The sequence below is a fragment of the Bacillus sp. AR8-1 genome, from assembly GCF_008042345.1.
Lineage (GTDB): Bacteria > Bacillota > Bacilli > Bacillales > Bacillaceae_G > Bacillus_A > Bacillus_A cereus.
Genome location: NZ_QNUB01000026.1, coordinates 44,044 through 59,367, shown reverse-complemented (window position 1 = coordinate 59,367; position 15,324 = coordinate 44,044). Strand labels below are relative to the sequence as shown.

The following is a 15,324-nucleotide window of genomic DNA, read 5'->3' as shown; positions in this document are numbered from 1 at the left end:
TTTTTATATCCCCCTTTTAAATTAGATTAAATATGATATTTTTGTGTTTAAACCACCTCCTTAAAATTACTATCTTAAATCTAGGTTTACCTAGATCAATTATTTAATAATGTTTCTTCTTTTAATTTTTTAGTTTTCTTTATAAAACTATTAATATTGATAATTGGTAACCAATATAATGGATTTGAATATAAAATCCCGTTTAAAGCTAATATTATTCCTGCACTTCCAGAATATAAATCATCAGACAAACGATAGCAAAAGTTACCTGGGAATAGAGTATGATTTTCTTTATGAATAAGGAATAAATCTAATTTGCTAATTGCTAGTTTTATATTTTTTTCAATTTCTTTTGCACTATCTTCCATGATATGAGGCAACAATAAAAAGCCACCTGCTCCATTAAATAATCCTCCACTAAATGTAGATCTAAATTCGTTTAGATTAACGATTAATTTTAATTCTTCTTGGTAAAGACCCTGGCCACTTACATGATTTAAATACCATATGGCTACTCCAATTCCGATAGTTCCACCTGATAAATATGGTAATAAGCGATCTCTTTCGTCAATCGTTTGTAAAACACTCATATTTTTATCTTCCTTGGTGTTTTTTAAATCACAATCAATTAAATCTTTAGCTTTATAATAATATGCTTGATTTTTAGTTATTGAATATAAGGCTGAATAAAACAATGATATACCAGACCAACCGTCAATCAACCCGATTGGAATAGATTCCCAATCTTTAGAAATTAAACTTTTATTTTCACTTATAAAAGCGTTAATCTTGCTCGCTAAAAATTCCGACTTTTCTAAATATTCATTATTATATTCTTCCAAATACAAACTTAGTAAGGCAAGTCCTATTCCAGCCAAACCAGATCTTAAAGATATATCTCCAAAATCTAATTTATCAAAAAACTCATTAAATAACTCTAGGGATTCCTCTCTATAATCTAGCTCATATAATGTTGTCGCAATACCAGCTTTTCCAATGAATAGCCCTTGCTGCTCTTCGGCATACATATTTTCAATTAAGTAATTTTCAATCCAATCAATTACTTTTCCATCTACATTTCCTGTTCTACAAAGGGCCAGGGCGGCACCAGCTCCACCAGTAAGCACATTTATTTGCCCACCTGGACTTTCATACTGTCTAATATCACCATAGATTAATCCCTTTTCAGGTATTAAATTTTTTAAAATACCTTTTCTTAGCCTTTCTATTATTAAATTTATATTATCTGTTACCCCTTTTTTTGAATCATCTATAAACTTATATTCTCTCTCTTTAGTTTTTGATAAATATCTATCACATAAGATTTCTACATCTCTTACATAAGAATAGAAATCTTCACCAAACTCTTGTTCAATCCAATGATTATGATAATTATTTAAATTTACCTCAAGCTCACTAACAGGACCAATAGGTAATACACAAAATCTCAAAATTCTCTTTATTGCATACCAATCTCTCTCTTTATGATTTTTATTTTTGTCATTAGCAAACCCAATTGTTTGCATAACTGCTTTTTCTATATTGTCTTTATTAGTTGCTGATTCAAAATCAATAAGTTTCAAATCTAAATCTGGTGTAATTAATATATTAGATGGTTGCAAATCTCCCATACCAACACCTTTTTTATGCATTTCTTCAACCGTATTAATTAAACTATTTATGATAACTTTTACATTATTTAAATATATTTTTTTATCACTTATACGATGAAATGGATAATTCCTTGCAATCCACGCTTGCAGATCATACCCCTCTACATATTCCTCTACAAGAAATAGGTGTTTCCAAGATTTAAAATAATCAATAACATCTACTACACCCTCAATATCCGCAAGTTTAGTTAAAGCTTCATATTCTGTGTTCAATCTGTCTATAGCATCTCTATACTGACCGTCCAATCCTACCTTTGGCCTCGCTTCTTTGATAACTACCTTTTTCTTATCTACTTTCCTTTCTGCTAAATAAATTCCTCCTCCATTAGAGTATCTAAGCACTCCTTGAAATTCGTACTCCTCAAATTTTTTGTCCTCCTCATTATCTTCAGATAAATTATTTTTTGAATCCAAAAATTGATTAAATTCCTGTACAAACTCAGGTGCTTGATAATAGGCTTTACGATGATCTGGAATTAAATTTCCTGATTTATCTCTAATACAGAGCTCACCTTTTTCATTGTATATACTACTAAATCCTCCGTATCTATAATAAATATTACTATTCTTCCAAGACTTATCATTTAAGATATAAGGACCATTCTCATAATTTTTAGTTTCTTCATACAATAAATTCAATAATTCAAAGAATTCTTCTTCAGTTGGAGTGTATATTGCAATGAATTTTCCTGATGTTATTCTATCTCCATTTTTCGAATTAATATTCATTAAAGTTTGTTTATCGATAATATGTTTAAAAGCAATTTGACGCTCAATTAATATTTTACTTACTACCTCTAAAATCTCTTGTGCATTCTCCATCGTTGCACTGATATGAATCTTCCAGCCCTGTTCTCTTATTTTTTTATCTTTAAAATTATAAAATTTCCACGGTGAATTCTCCGCTTTAACAGTAATACAATTACTAGGTATTTCCTTTACCTCATATTCATCTACATTAGTAGTCAAATTACTTTCGACATAATAATTTGAATCATTATTCATATACTTAAAATAAACTAGTTTTTTGTCCATTATAATTACTTACCCCTTTCGATTTTATTTTTCTGATTATTCCGTTAAACTGATAATTTATTAGTCACTTATTTAATTTAACAAATAGTTTTATTTCAGTAATACAGCATATCCTTGTCTTAATATTCACTGAAGTTGTAATTGCTGTTTACTAGTCTGAGTTTGAAATTGTTGTTCACAAAACTGCTTGTATAGTTTATGAGTCTTTTGTAACTCCCCATGCTTTCCTTGCCCTGTTATTCTCCCATCCTCCATAAAGATAATATTTTCAGCGTCAATAATTGTAGATAACCTATGGGCTATAATAATAGCTGTTCTACCTTTTGTAATTTCCTTCATAGCAGAATGAACTATTTCTTCTGATTGGCTATCAAGATTAGCGGTCGCTTCATCTAATAAAATTATTTCTGGATTCTTCAGAAACATTCTTGCGATTGCAATTCTTTGTCTTTGTCCACCAGACAACCCCCCTCCTTTTTCACCAATGTACGTGTCTAATCCATTAGGTAATTTTTCTATAAATCCCCAAGCGCAAGCCATTTTACAGGCTTCTATTAACTTGTCCTCACTTGGTTGTTCAGCTAATCCAAAGATTAAATTCTCTCTCACATTCCCGCTAATCAAGCTATGTTCTTGAGAAACATAACCTATTTGTGAACGCCAGGACATTAGAGAAAAGTTTTCAATATCTTCTCCACCAATACAAATCTTCCCACTACTAGGTTTATAAAATCTCTCTAATAAAGAAATTAACGTTGTTTTCCCACTACCGCTAGGACCAACTAAAGCATAAGTACTACCTCCTTGAATAGTCAGATTAATATTTTGCAAGGAAAATGAAACATTCTCTTGATTGCTGTATCGAAAACTTATATCTTTAATTTCTAAATCTTTATCAGTCAAGCTTAAAACCTTTCCTTTATCTTGACTTTCTTCTTCTTCAGACAGCAATTGAGAAATTCTTTCTGTCGCACCTTTTGTTTTTTGTAATTGCGTAAAGAATAATCCAAAATTTGCAATAGGTCCCATGAGATAAAAAATTAGTGTTAAAAATGCAATAAATGTGCCTGATGTTAGGTCACCATTAGCCAATTTGACTCCACCATAACCAATAATGGTAACGATAATAATCATCATGATTAAATTAAGGATTGGATTCACCATAACTATCCATTTAGATTGTCTTATACCAATATTCTTTAAATCCTTTATATCTTCCATTCCTTTAACTATTTGATAATTTTCCGCTGTAAAAGATTTAATCAACTTAATTTCAGAAATCATTTCTACAGCACTAACATTTAATTTTGCTGTTGACTTTTGAATACTCTTAGAGAATTTTGATAAAATTTTCCCTAGAGGAATGAAAAATAATAGAAATACTGGAATAGCAATAATTATTATTAATGTTAATTCCCAATCATAATAAAATAACCAAAATCCACAAAATAATATCATCAATATTGCATTAATAAATTGGGAGAATGAATTACTGACCAAGTCGTATATAACAGTGGTATCATTTACTACTCTACTTGCTATGTCCCCTGATCGGTTCTTATCATAAAATTCAGTTGGCAATTTAACAATTTTAACCCAAGTTATTTCACGAAGATTTGCAACAACTTTCAATCCGACTACACTTAATAAATAACTTCCTATTGCACCAAGAATCGTTCCACTAAGAAATAATGCTATAAATCCTAATAAAACAATTCCATTGAAAGTTCCAGAAGCAGCGTAAGAATCGATCAGATTTTTCAGAAAATTAGGGATAAAACTTGAGATTATTGCACTAATAGAAGCAATAATAATAGCAAAAGTAAAAAGACGTATATTAGGTTTAGTTTTTCTAATTATTTCAAAAAAATCTTTCCAATTACCATTAGTTTTTTTCATTTTCTCACCTTTTCTATTTTCGAAGTAACTATTGTTATCATAATTTTAGATTTTCGGTGAATACTATTAGTGTTAAAAGTGTGAGCTTGATAAAACTTTTTAAGCTTGTATCATATTAATATATTCACTAAGCTTTTCAAAATCTTATTATTCCAGACTTTAAGCTGTATCATTGATAGCCTTTTATGCTGATAAATAGCTAACTAAGTATTTTATGTTTTAAAACTATGGATATTTTTTGTTCGATCAAACTGTATTTGTATGTATTTAAAGATGTAGGATTTACTAATTATAAAGTTTGCAAAAGACCCCATTTTCTTTATGGTTTTTGCTATTCTTGATGGAATATCTGTGGCGAGGGCTATCATCGGATAAAATATTTTTCGGAAAATTATGTATTTATACTCATTTTTTCCTAGCCCTATTTTTTGAGAGTAAATTCATAGAGGTCAAGAAAGTCAGAATGCTTCAAATCACCTGCTTAAGAGGGATGAACTTCTGCCTATTCATAAAATTAGTTAGATAAGAAACTCTAATCCAGTCTCTTTTGATGCAAGAACGAATGTTTTATAATAACAGTATTACATTACACTACTACATCTTTAAGTATATCTGTGAATTTTCCTTGAGGGAATTCTAGATCATTTTATATTCTGCGCATGTTAATTATGATTAAGTTAATATACATAGTGCTTTATATATACGCCTCATCTGGAACCCTCAAGTATTTAAACATTCGTCATTGCCTAAAACAAGATAAACAATTAAGAGGTAAGTTCTAGTTCAAATTTCCCTCCACCAATACTCTAATAAAACTAGAGGCAAACACAACCCCTTTCTCATTTTATTTATCTATACAAATAAAATGAAATTATACACTTTGAAATAGTTTTTTTTTACTTTTTTACCAAAAACAAGAACACAAACATATTATGCACTACTTTTATTATAATCGTCAATAAAAATTTGAAATTTTTTCCTTAAATAGATTTTACTATACTTTTGTTACTCCGGCTAAATTTCTTTATAACGATAATTTTCTATTCATAGGGATGATGGTTGTCTTATGAATCATTCCACCTCACAAGATAGTAGACATCTGCTCTAGAAAATAAATCAATTGGCACGTATGCTAATCTCATATAAAAGTTTTCTGAAGGAGAGCGAGCTTTTATATATGGTAAATTAAGGTATATAAATACCCATAAATTAGAATAAATACTTTCCAGATATAATTATAAAATTTACTAAAACTACCTCAAAAGCCTCTTTAAATAACTAAAACCCACGGAGAAAATTTATTTTCTTCGTGGGTTTTAGTTCTATTTTCTACTTATTTCCCGAAATAGTAGGCCCTAAAAATCAGTCTAAACTCAATTGTTATCTTCTCCAAGCCTGTAATGAAACAACGTGTATCTGTTCATTGCTAATGAACAGAATATAAAACAATTTATAAAACACAAGAATGTTCCCACTGAAATGTTCCGTATGGTAATTGAAATTAATTCAGAGGGAACATTCAAAATCTATTACTTAAAGTAACCAACTGCTCCATCTGCTCCATCTGCTCCATCTGCTCCATCTGCTCAATTCTAACTCTTTATTCTTTTAACTTTAACAACGCACAGCACAGCACTCCACGCCTGCAGCATGCATATGTCACCCAAAGTTGCTTGTGGTTTATTACATCTTTAAGACCTTCTTCTTTCAAAAACAAACTTTTCCTTCTGCAAAGGCACTCAAAACTAAATAAAATAAGTACCCATAAATTGATGTAATTAATCCATTCCCTCCTAACTTTCAAAAATTACATCACTTCACTATCCCCTCCCTACCTCATCAACACTATCCTCAAACCTATCCAACAAAGCACGCACCTCATCAGTAGATTTCGTGCTCATCAATTGATTTCTCAATTCAGCAGCCCCAGGGAAGCCTTTTACATAAATTTTGAAGAAGCGATGAAGCCCTGTGATTGAGCGTGGCAGTACTTCTGCATATTGATCTTGTAAATCCAGCTGTAGTCTTAAAAGATCTAGATGTTCTTTACTGCTATGCTCTCTTGGCTCTTTTTCAAAAGCAAATGGATTTTTGAAGATTCCTCGTCCGATCATTACGCCATCAATGCCGTATTTTCCAGCAAGTTCCAGCCCCATTTTACGATCAAGGATGTCTCCATTGATTGTTATTAACGTATTTGGTGCAATGCGGTCACGTAATTTTTTTATTTCCGGAATTAGTTCCCAATGCGCATCTACTTGGCTCATTTCTTCTCTTGTGCGTAAATGAATAGAAAGGTTTGCAATATCTTGTTTGAAAATGTGCGTTAACCAATCTTCCCACTCGCTTAACTCTTTAAAGCCAAGTCTTGTTTTTACGCTGACAGGTAGTCCGCCCGCTTTTGCTGCTTGGATAAGTTCTGCTGCAACGTCTGGACGTAGAATAAGGCCACTACCTTTTCCTCTTGATGCAACGTTCGGAACTGGGCAACCCATGTTAATATCGATACCTTTAAATCCTAGCTCTGCCATACCGATACTCATTTGACGGAAGTATTCAGGATTGTCTCCCCAAATATGTGCTACCATCGGTTGTTCGTCTTCTGTAAAAATTAAACGGCCACGTACACTTTTCATACCTTCTGGATGACAATAGCTATCCGAGTTTGTAAACTCTGTGAAGAATACGTCCGGACGACCTGCTTCACTTACTACGTGACGGAAAACAACGTCTGTCACATCTTCCATTGGTGCAAGTACGAAAAATGGTCGTGGTAATTCACGCCAAAAATTATCTATCATTTCAAATTCAAATCCTCTCACTATGAATACAATTTCAAAATCTCAATTTATAATTTGTGAAAATCAGCAATATTTATTTTAACTAAAATCGCTTATGAATGGTATTTTTGTAAACCAAAAAGCAGGTGGTATAGATTTTTCCTATATCAACTGCTTTCCTATTATACTAACTTAAGCCAAGCCACACACTCCACATGCGTCGTATGCGGGAACATATCAACAGGTTGTACTTCCTGTGTTTTATATCCGCCTTCTTCTAGTACTTTTAAATCACGTGCTAATGTTGCTGGGTTACACGATACGTATACGACGCGGTTTGACTTCATGTCGATGATTGTGTTTAGTAATGCTTCGTCACAGCCTTTACGCGGTGGGTCTACGACCATTGTGTCGGCGATTACGCCTTCTTTGTACCATTTTGGAATGACTACTTCTGCTTCTCCTACGCCAAATTCAGCGTTTGTCATGTTGTTTAGTGCTGCGTTTCGGTTTGCGTCTTCGATTGCTTCTGGGACGATTTCAACGCCGTACACTTTTTTCGCTTTTTGCGCTAGGAATAACGAGATTGATCCGATTCCGCAATAGGCATCGATTACTGTTTCGTTACCATTTAATTTTGCGTATTCTAACGTTTTATCGTATAGCACTTTCGTTTGTTCTGGGTTTACTTGATAGAATGAACGTGCTGAAATCGCAAATTTAATGTCACCGATAAAGTCATAAATATATTCTGATCCGTACAGTACTGTCGTTTTGTCTCCGAAAATTACATTCGTACGCTTCGTATTTACGTTTTGAACAATTGATTTTACTTCTGGGAATTTCGCTGCAATTTCTTCAATGATTGCTTTTTTGTTCGGCAATTCTGCTGTACGTGTAATGAAGACAAGCATAATTTCCCCTGTTACTTGTCCGTAACGAGCCATTACGTGACGAAGTGTTCCTTTGTTACGCTCTTCGTTGTACGCAGTGATACCGTGCTTTTCACAAATACGTTTTACTTCTTGGATTAATGTATCGTTTTCTTCTGCCTGAATTAAGCATGATTCCATATTAATGATGTCATGCGTTCCTTGGCGATAGAAACCAGCTACAAGCCCACCTTCACGTTCTCCGATTGGTACTTGTGCTTTATTGCGGTATACCCACGGGTTCTTCATGCCAAGTACAGGATGAACAGGAACATCACCTAGTCCTCCAATACGCTGCATAACGTCACGTACTTGTTTTTCTTTCGCTTGTAATTGTCCTTCATAAGTTAAGTGCTGAAGCTGACAACCGCCGCACTGATTATATACTGGGCATTCAGCATCTTTACGATATGGACTTTCTGTATGAAGCTTCATTAAACGACCAAATGCAAAGTTTTTCTTCACTTTAATAATTTTAATTTGCGCTTCTTCACCTGGTAATCCGTTTTTAACGAAAATAGGATAGCCCTTTACTTTCGCAACACCGGCACCATCATGTGTTAAATCTTCAAATACTACATCTATAAACTCGTTTTTCTCAACTGGTGGCGTCATTTTAGTACTCATTTTCCGACCTCTCTTTTTCATAACACTGCGTTACATTTTATCATACTTATATGGTCTTTTTCTATTGGAAGAAAAAAAGCTATTGACGATACTTCTCTGTTAATGTTACGCTACTACTAATTTAATACGGACGATGTTACCTCATATATACTTGATAATATGGATCGAGAGTTTCTACCCGGCAACCTTAAATTGCTGGACTATGGGGAAAACTAATGAATATTAGCCTATGCGCAAAAAAGGACTCATATTGATTAGCTTTCTCTCATAGATGAAAGTGAATCCATATGGGTCTTTTTTTATTTTTATTTTTCTAAAAGGTCAGACATCTTACGTATGACATAAAACCTTGTTCTTTTATTTTTAGTAATATAACGAGCGTTTTATGTACAAACTTTATACGAACTTCTGAAAGGGGCAACTACATGCAATATGTAATGAGCATTATCGGTATTCTTGCCGTGTTAGGTTTATGTTTTGCTTTGTCAAACAACAAAAGTAAAATCAACTTCCGTGCAATTGCAATTATGATTGGTTTCCAAATTTTAATCGGTTGGTTTATGTTTGCTACAAAGGTTGGTCAACAAATCATTATTTTCATTAGTAAAGTTTTCAACAAACTAATTAAACTTGGTACGACAGGTGTCGATTTTCTCTTTAATGGAATTCACAGAGATTTTGTCTTTTTCTTAAACGTATTATTAATTATCGTATTTTTCTCAGCACTACTTTCAATCTTTAGTTATTTAGGTGTTTTACCATTCATCGTTCGTGTTGTCGGCGGTGCAATTTCAAAAATTACTGGTTTGCCACGCGTTGAGTCATTCCACGCAGTAAACTCTGTATTCTTCGGTTCAAGTGAAGCGTTAATCGTTATTAAAAACGATTTACAGCATTTCAATAAAAACCGTATGTTTATCATTTGTTGTTCTGCGATGAGCTCCGTTTCTGCTTCTGTTACAGCATCATACGTAATGATGTTAGATGCAAAATACGTACTAGCAGCTCTTCCGCTAAACTTATTCTCAAGCTTAATCGTTTGTTCGTTATTAACACCAGTTGATACGAAAAAAGAAGATGAAGTGATTCAAAAATTTGATAGAACTCTATTCGGAGACAGCTTTATCGGCGCAATGATTAACGGTGCGCTTGATGGTTTAAAAGTAGCTGGTATCGTTGCCGCATTAATGATCGCCTTTATCGGTGTAATGGAAGTTGTAAACTACGTAATTAGTGCAGCTTCAGGCGCAATGGGACATGCTGTTACTTTACAACAAATCTTCGGTTATATACTTTCTCCATTCGCATTCTTAATGGGTATTCCAACTCAAGATATTATCCCAGCCGGTGGTATTATGGGTACAAAGATTGTTTTAAATGAGTTTGTAGCAATCCTTGATTTAAAAGACACAGCTACAACATTAGCTCCACGTACAGTTGGAATCGTTACAGTATTCTTAATTAGCTTCGCAAGTATTAGCCAAATTGGTGCAATCGTTGGTACAATCCGTGCCCTTTCTGAAAAACAAGGAAGCGTTGTTTCTAAATTTGGTTGGAAAATGCTATTTGCATCAACACTTGCTTCTATTTTATCTGCGACAATCGCTGGATTGTTTATTTAATAAAAAATCACCTTACTTTAACGAGTAAGGTGATTTTTTTGATTCTTTATGAAATCGAACGGAATTCGACTACTTCCTCGTTACTAATAAGTTTTCCTTCGTGTATGCCTTTTACTGAAATAACCATAACAGATTTATCTTCTCCTTCAAGCTTTCCTAAAGAGAATAAATAGATTAAATTTTCTTTTTGTAACATCCATTGTTTGCCATTTACTCGACCTAATATTCTTTTTTCTGAAGATGGCTTTATTTCTCCAACATACTGACATTCTCCAAAAGAAGTTTTTATTATATTCTTCTCTGTATCAATTACTAGATGCTGGAATAGTTCTAGGTTTCTACTTGAAACAATTTCAATTTCATGGTTACTTTTTTGCTTAAATTGAAGTTTTCCATCACTTGTATTAGATAAACTACTATTCTCAACGGCGTTTCTAAAAAAGTTATATTCTTCTTCTGTAATACCAAAGTTAGGATGATACGGCTTCACCTGTTTATCTATATGCCCTGATATGTAGTTTACGTACCACTCTTTATCATTCTTCACATGATCACTCATCTTTTTAGTAATAACCTCTACTTTTTTACGTGTATCAAGATCCATCTCTAGTGTCATAATATCCGCCGTCACTTCCGCATTCATAAGATGCGATGGAATATACTCTTCCACACTATTCGCTTTACTCACTTCACTTTGGCAACCAACTATAAATAGTGAAATGAAAAAGATATATATTATTTTTTTATATTTCATTTCTATTCTCCACTCCATACATTATTCTTACTTAGTTTTATAGCGGTTTTTATTATAGTATAAAATCTTTATATTTTAATAAAACCCATATCTGTATGCAAAATTGCATATTAATAAGTCTTCTTCTTACTTTAAAATTAGCTTAAATCACTTTCCAAATTATACAAATAACAAGTTAAAAATGTTATAATTTTCAAAAAACCATTGGAGGATATTATGAAAGCCCACGCAATTTTCGATTTCTTACATTTACTAGTCTTAACGCTGAAAAGCTATTATGTATGGGGAATGCCTATCTATGTCTTCATTATTCCTCTTATCTTTGTAGTCGGTTATATTATTATTAATTCTAATAAGAAACAAAAAAATACATCTATTCAAAGTCACTAATCTATTACCTTAATAGCCTCCTAAAAATCATATTCCCCTCATTTTCTTCAAATGATATGATGAACAAGGGTATATCCCCACCACTCTTATAGCGGTGGGGATTTTAATGTCAATATGCAACATACTACACAATAGAAGGTGATTTTTATGAGAAAATACGCAGCAATTGCTTTATGTACGTCTGCCATTCTAGCAGGCTGCAATACTAGCAATGTAAGCCAAGAACCTAAAAAAGAGAAAAAGGTTCAAGAAGTAGCTATACAAAAAGAGACTCTACAAGAACAAGGTAAAATTTCTTATACTCCCATCACACACGAATCTACAAACACAAGTATTCATATTACAGACATAAAAGATTCTTTAAATGAAGTACAATATAAAATTTGGCGCACAGCTGATGGCAAGGAAAGTGCTAAATCTTTTTCTTCTAAAGAAAAAGAGAAGCAATTCACACTTCCTTTTGATATAAAGGAATTTGAAGGAAAACGCGGTGAGTTCCAAATTGAAGCAACAGGAATGAAAGAAGATGGGAAAACAATCCCGCTTACGAAATCTACTATTACTTTCGAACAAAAGGTTCCTGTTCTTATGTATCACGCAATTGATGATTATCATGGTCAAGGTATTAAAGACTTATTCGTATCACCAGCTAACTTTGAAGCACAAATGAAACATTTAAAGGACAATGGTTATACGCTGTTAACGTTTGAACGCTGGGGCGATATAAATAAAGTAAATAAACCGATTTTCGTTACATTTGATGACGGTATGAAAAATAATATGAATGCATTTCGCGTTTTACAAAAGCTAAAAGATGATACTTTTAAACCGGCAGCAACAGAATATATGATTGTTGATAACGTTGATGTAGAAGGAGCATTGTCTACTTCTGAAATAAAAGAAATGGTTGATTCCGGCATTTTCTCGGTGCAATCTCATACTGCAACACATGCAGACTTGCCGAAAATTAAAAACTATGAGGAAGAGTTAAAAGGTTCAAAAGAAAAGCTAGAAAAAATAACAGGTAAGCCTGTTATCGCGATTGCTTATCCATTCGGTCATGTAGATGATAAGGTTGTTGCAGAAACGAAGAAGTATTATCAATTTGCGACGACGACAAAGCCTGGGCAATTCATTACGAAGGGTGAACCTGATGAATTGTTAAAGATGAAGCGCGTTCGTATACACCATACAACGACTGTAGAGCAGTTTGCTTCTTCAATTAAGTAAATGTAAGAGCTCAATACATTTTGAGCTCTCTTTTTACTTTATATTTATATATATTTTTAGAATTTTCTTGTATTATATATAGTAAGAAATCTTTCAAATTAAAGGAGATTATACATATGTCATTTGAACAAACGTTAGAGAAATATGCTGCTCTTGCAGTTAATGTTGGTGTTAATATTCAACCTGGACAAACTTTATCAATTAGTGCACCTCTTGAAGCTGTACAATTTGTACGCCTCGTTACAGAGAAAGCATATAAATCTGGTGCAAAACACGTATATGTGGATTGGAATGATGAGACGTTAACACGCTTAAAGTTCGATCTAGCTCCTGAAGAAGCTTTCTCTGAATTCCCTTCTTGGAAAGCACATGCTCGTGAAGAATTAGCAAAAGAAGGCGCTGCATTTATGTCTATCTATGCAGAAAACCCTGATTTATTAAAAGGTGTAGAAGCAACACGTATCGCAACAGCTCATAAAGTAGCTGGAGAAGCGATGAAAGTATACCGTGATTACGTACAAGCCGATAAAGTAAGCTGGTGTGTAATTTCTGTTCCTACGAAAGAATGGGCTGCGAAAGTATTCCCTGACGTAGCGCCAGAAGAACAAGAAGCAAAGTTATGGGATGCTATTTTCAAAGCTACTCGTGCTGATTTAGAAAATCCTGTAGAAGCATGGAAAGAACATGATGGAACATTACATACAAAAGTGGATTACTTAAACGAAAAGCATTATAAAGCTCTTCACTATACAGGTCCTGGAACAGATTTAACAATCGAACTTCCAGAAAAACATGTATGGGCTGGTGCTGGTAGCTTAAATGAAAAGAACGTACCATTTATGGCTAATATTCCAACTGAAGAAGTATTTACAATGCCACTTAAAACAGGTGTAAACGGCCAAGTTTCTAGTACAAAACCGTTAGTATTTGCAGGTAATATTATCGATAATTTCACGTTAACATTTGAAAACGGACGTATCGTAGACTATAAAGCTGAAGCTGGTGAAGAAGCTTTAAAACATTTAGTAGAAACAGATGAAGGTTCTCACTTCTTAGGAGAAGTAGCTTTAGTACCTCATGACTCACCAATTTCAAACACAAATGTTTTATTCTACAATACACTATTTGACGAAAATGCATCTTGCCACCTTGCAATCGGAAATGCTTATGCATTTAACTTAGTTGGCGGAAAAACAATGTCTAAAGAAGAACTTGCTGAAAACGGCGCAAACGCTAGTATTACACACAACGACTTCATGATTGGATCCGCTGAGCTTGATATCGATGGTATTACAGCTGATGGCAGACATGAGCCTATCTTCCGTAAAGGTAACTGGGCGTTTTAAATTAATTACCATAAGAAACACATTGGATAATCCAATGTGTTTTTTATTTATTTGGTTTCAATTCAAATTTTATCGTTCTATTTTCACGCGTAAACTCCGGTCTATACGTAGCGATATACGTATTTTCTTTCGCTACATCAAATAGCATGATATCTTGGATTTTTTCATCTGGTGCTAACTTTTTACTAATAAAGCTATCAGGGTTATTATATTCTTTAAATCTTGTACCTTTCTTATCGGTAATCTCAAATTCATAAAATGCAAAAGGTATTTCCTTTTCACTATTATTTTCCACTTTGAAAACAACCCCCAAAATCTCTTCTTTCTTTTTATCCTCATCATAATCCGGATATCCTAATTCAACTGAATCGATAGTTACTTGCAAACCATCTACGTCTACTGTCTCCCCTATTTTATACACTTTATCTTGAACATCTTCTTGTTTACTTTCATTACTATCTTTAGTCTCAGTGCAAGCACTTAAACTAAAAGCTATGCCAAAAATTAAAACAATTTGACTCACCTTTTTTAACATACTCTTTCCTCCACATAAGACAATATTTCATATGTATCATAACAAAACGCTTTACTCTTTCTTGTCATATTTTGTCGTATTAATTGCTAACTGCACAAATAGAAAAAAGCTATCTTCTACAAAAGATAGCTTTCATGATGCCGATGAAACCTTAAGCCCAATGACACCCAAAACAATAAAGAGAATACAAAATGCTTGGAATAAGCTAATATGCTCTTTAAAAAAGTAAACACTAATGATTGTAATAAGTAACGTTCCAACGCCAGACCAAATGGCATAAGCAATACTTAAATGAATCTTTTTAACGACGATAGCAAACACGCTGAAACAAATTCCATAAAATACGAAAATAAGTACACTTGGAACGAGCTTTGTTAAACCATTTGATAGTTTCATTGCGATTGTTCCAGCTACTTCAAAAATAATTGTAACAAGTAATAATAGCCAATATACCATACTAGAATCTCCTTCTCTGTTACCTTATAGAGATTCTAGTATACT

At 33.1% G+C, this 15,324-nt stretch carries 11 protein-coding genes and 1 riboswitch; of the genes, 4 read left to right on the top strand and 7 right to left on the bottom strand.

The window, feature by feature from the left end; translation table 11 throughout:
- Positions 1-95: 95 nt before the first annotated feature.
- From lanKC to rlmD, 4 genes are all read right to left on the bottom strand, one after another.
- Positions 96-2,708, bottom strand: coding sequence for a class III lanthionine synthetase LanKC (gene lanKC / locus DN400_RS19550; RefSeq protein WP_147801873.1), 2,613 nt, complete (start codon positions 2,706-2,708; stop codon positions 96-98).
- A 126-nt stretch (positions 2,709-2,834) separates the two neighbouring features.
- Positions 2,835-4,607, bottom strand: a complete 1,773-nt coding sequence (locus DN400_RS19545; RefSeq protein WP_065229672.1) for an ABC transporter ATP-binding protein — start codon at positions 4,605-4,607, stop codon at positions 2,835-2,837.
- Positions 4,608-6,427: 1,820 nt separating this feature from the next.
- A complete protein-coding gene (locus tag DN400_RS19540; RefSeq protein WP_065229671.1) occupies positions 6,428-7,408 on the bottom strand; it encodes a tRNA dihydrouridine synthase in 981 nt (326 codons plus the stop codon).
- Positions 7,409-7,569: 161 nt separating this feature from the next.
- On the bottom strand, positions 7,570-8,946 hold the full coding sequence (rlmD, locus tag DN400_RS19535) for a 23S rRNA (uracil(1939)-C(5))-methyltransferase RlmD (RefSeq protein WP_065229670.1): 1,377 nt from the start codon (positions 8,944-8,946) through the stop codon (positions 7,570-7,572).
- A 121-nt stretch (positions 8,947-9,067) separates the two neighbouring features.
- A riboswitch (purine riboswitch) is annotated at positions 9,068-9,169 on the top strand.
- Positions 9,170-9,371: 202 nt separating this feature from the next.
- On the opposite strand from rlmD, the gene DN400_RS19530 reads away from it, so the two are divergent.
- A complete protein-coding gene (locus DN400_RS19530) occupies positions 9,372-10,568 on the top strand; it encodes a NupC/NupG family nucleoside CNT transporter (RefSeq protein WP_016083714.1) in 1,197 nt (398 codons plus the stop codon).
- A 46-nt stretch (positions 10,569-10,614) separates the two neighbouring features.
- Here the strand turns inward: DN400_RS19530 and DN400_RS19525 are convergent, their stop codons facing one another.
- Positions 10,615-11,322, bottom strand: a complete 708-nt coding sequence (locus DN400_RS19525) for a hypothetical protein (protein ID WP_147801872.1) — start codon at positions 11,320-11,322, stop codon at positions 10,615-10,617.
- A 216-nt stretch (positions 11,323-11,538) separates the two neighbouring features.
- Between DN400_RS19525 and DN400_RS29595 the strand changes: the two genes are divergently transcribed.
- The 3 genes from DN400_RS29595 (at position 11,539) to DN400_RS19515 (ending at position 14,288) form a co-directional block, all read left to right on the top strand.
- Positions 11,539-11,712, top strand: coding sequence for a hypothetical protein (locus tag DN400_RS29595; RefSeq protein WP_000643592.1), 174 nt, complete (start codon positions 11,539-11,541; stop codon positions 11,710-11,712).
- A gap of 147 nt (positions 11,713-11,859) precedes the next feature.
- On the top strand, positions 11,860-12,942 hold the full coding sequence (locus tag DN400_RS19520; protein ID WP_098674851.1) for a polysaccharide deacetylase family protein: 1,083 nt from the start codon (positions 11,860-11,862) through the stop codon (positions 12,940-12,942).
- A gap of 116 nt (positions 12,943-13,058) precedes the next feature.
- Positions 13,059-14,288 (top strand): aminopeptidase, encoded by a 1,230-nt coding sequence (locus DN400_RS19515; RefSeq protein WP_071714718.1) that lies wholly within the window; start codon positions 13,059-13,061, stop codon positions 14,286-14,288.
- Between the two features lie 43 nt (positions 14,289-14,331).
- Here DN400_RS19515 and DN400_RS19510 read toward each other — a convergent pair whose 3' ends face one another.
- A complete protein-coding gene (locus tag DN400_RS19510; RefSeq protein ID WP_071714717.1) occupies positions 14,332-14,823 on the bottom strand; it encodes a DUF4352 domain-containing protein in 492 nt (163 codons plus the stop codon).
- 132 nt (positions 14,824-14,955) lie between these two features.
- Positions 14,956-15,279, bottom strand: coding sequence for a DMT family transporter (locus tag DN400_RS19505; RefSeq protein ID WP_000263262.1), 324 nt, complete (start codon positions 15,277-15,279; stop codon positions 14,956-14,958).
- Positions 15,280-15,324: the final 45 nt, after the last annotated feature.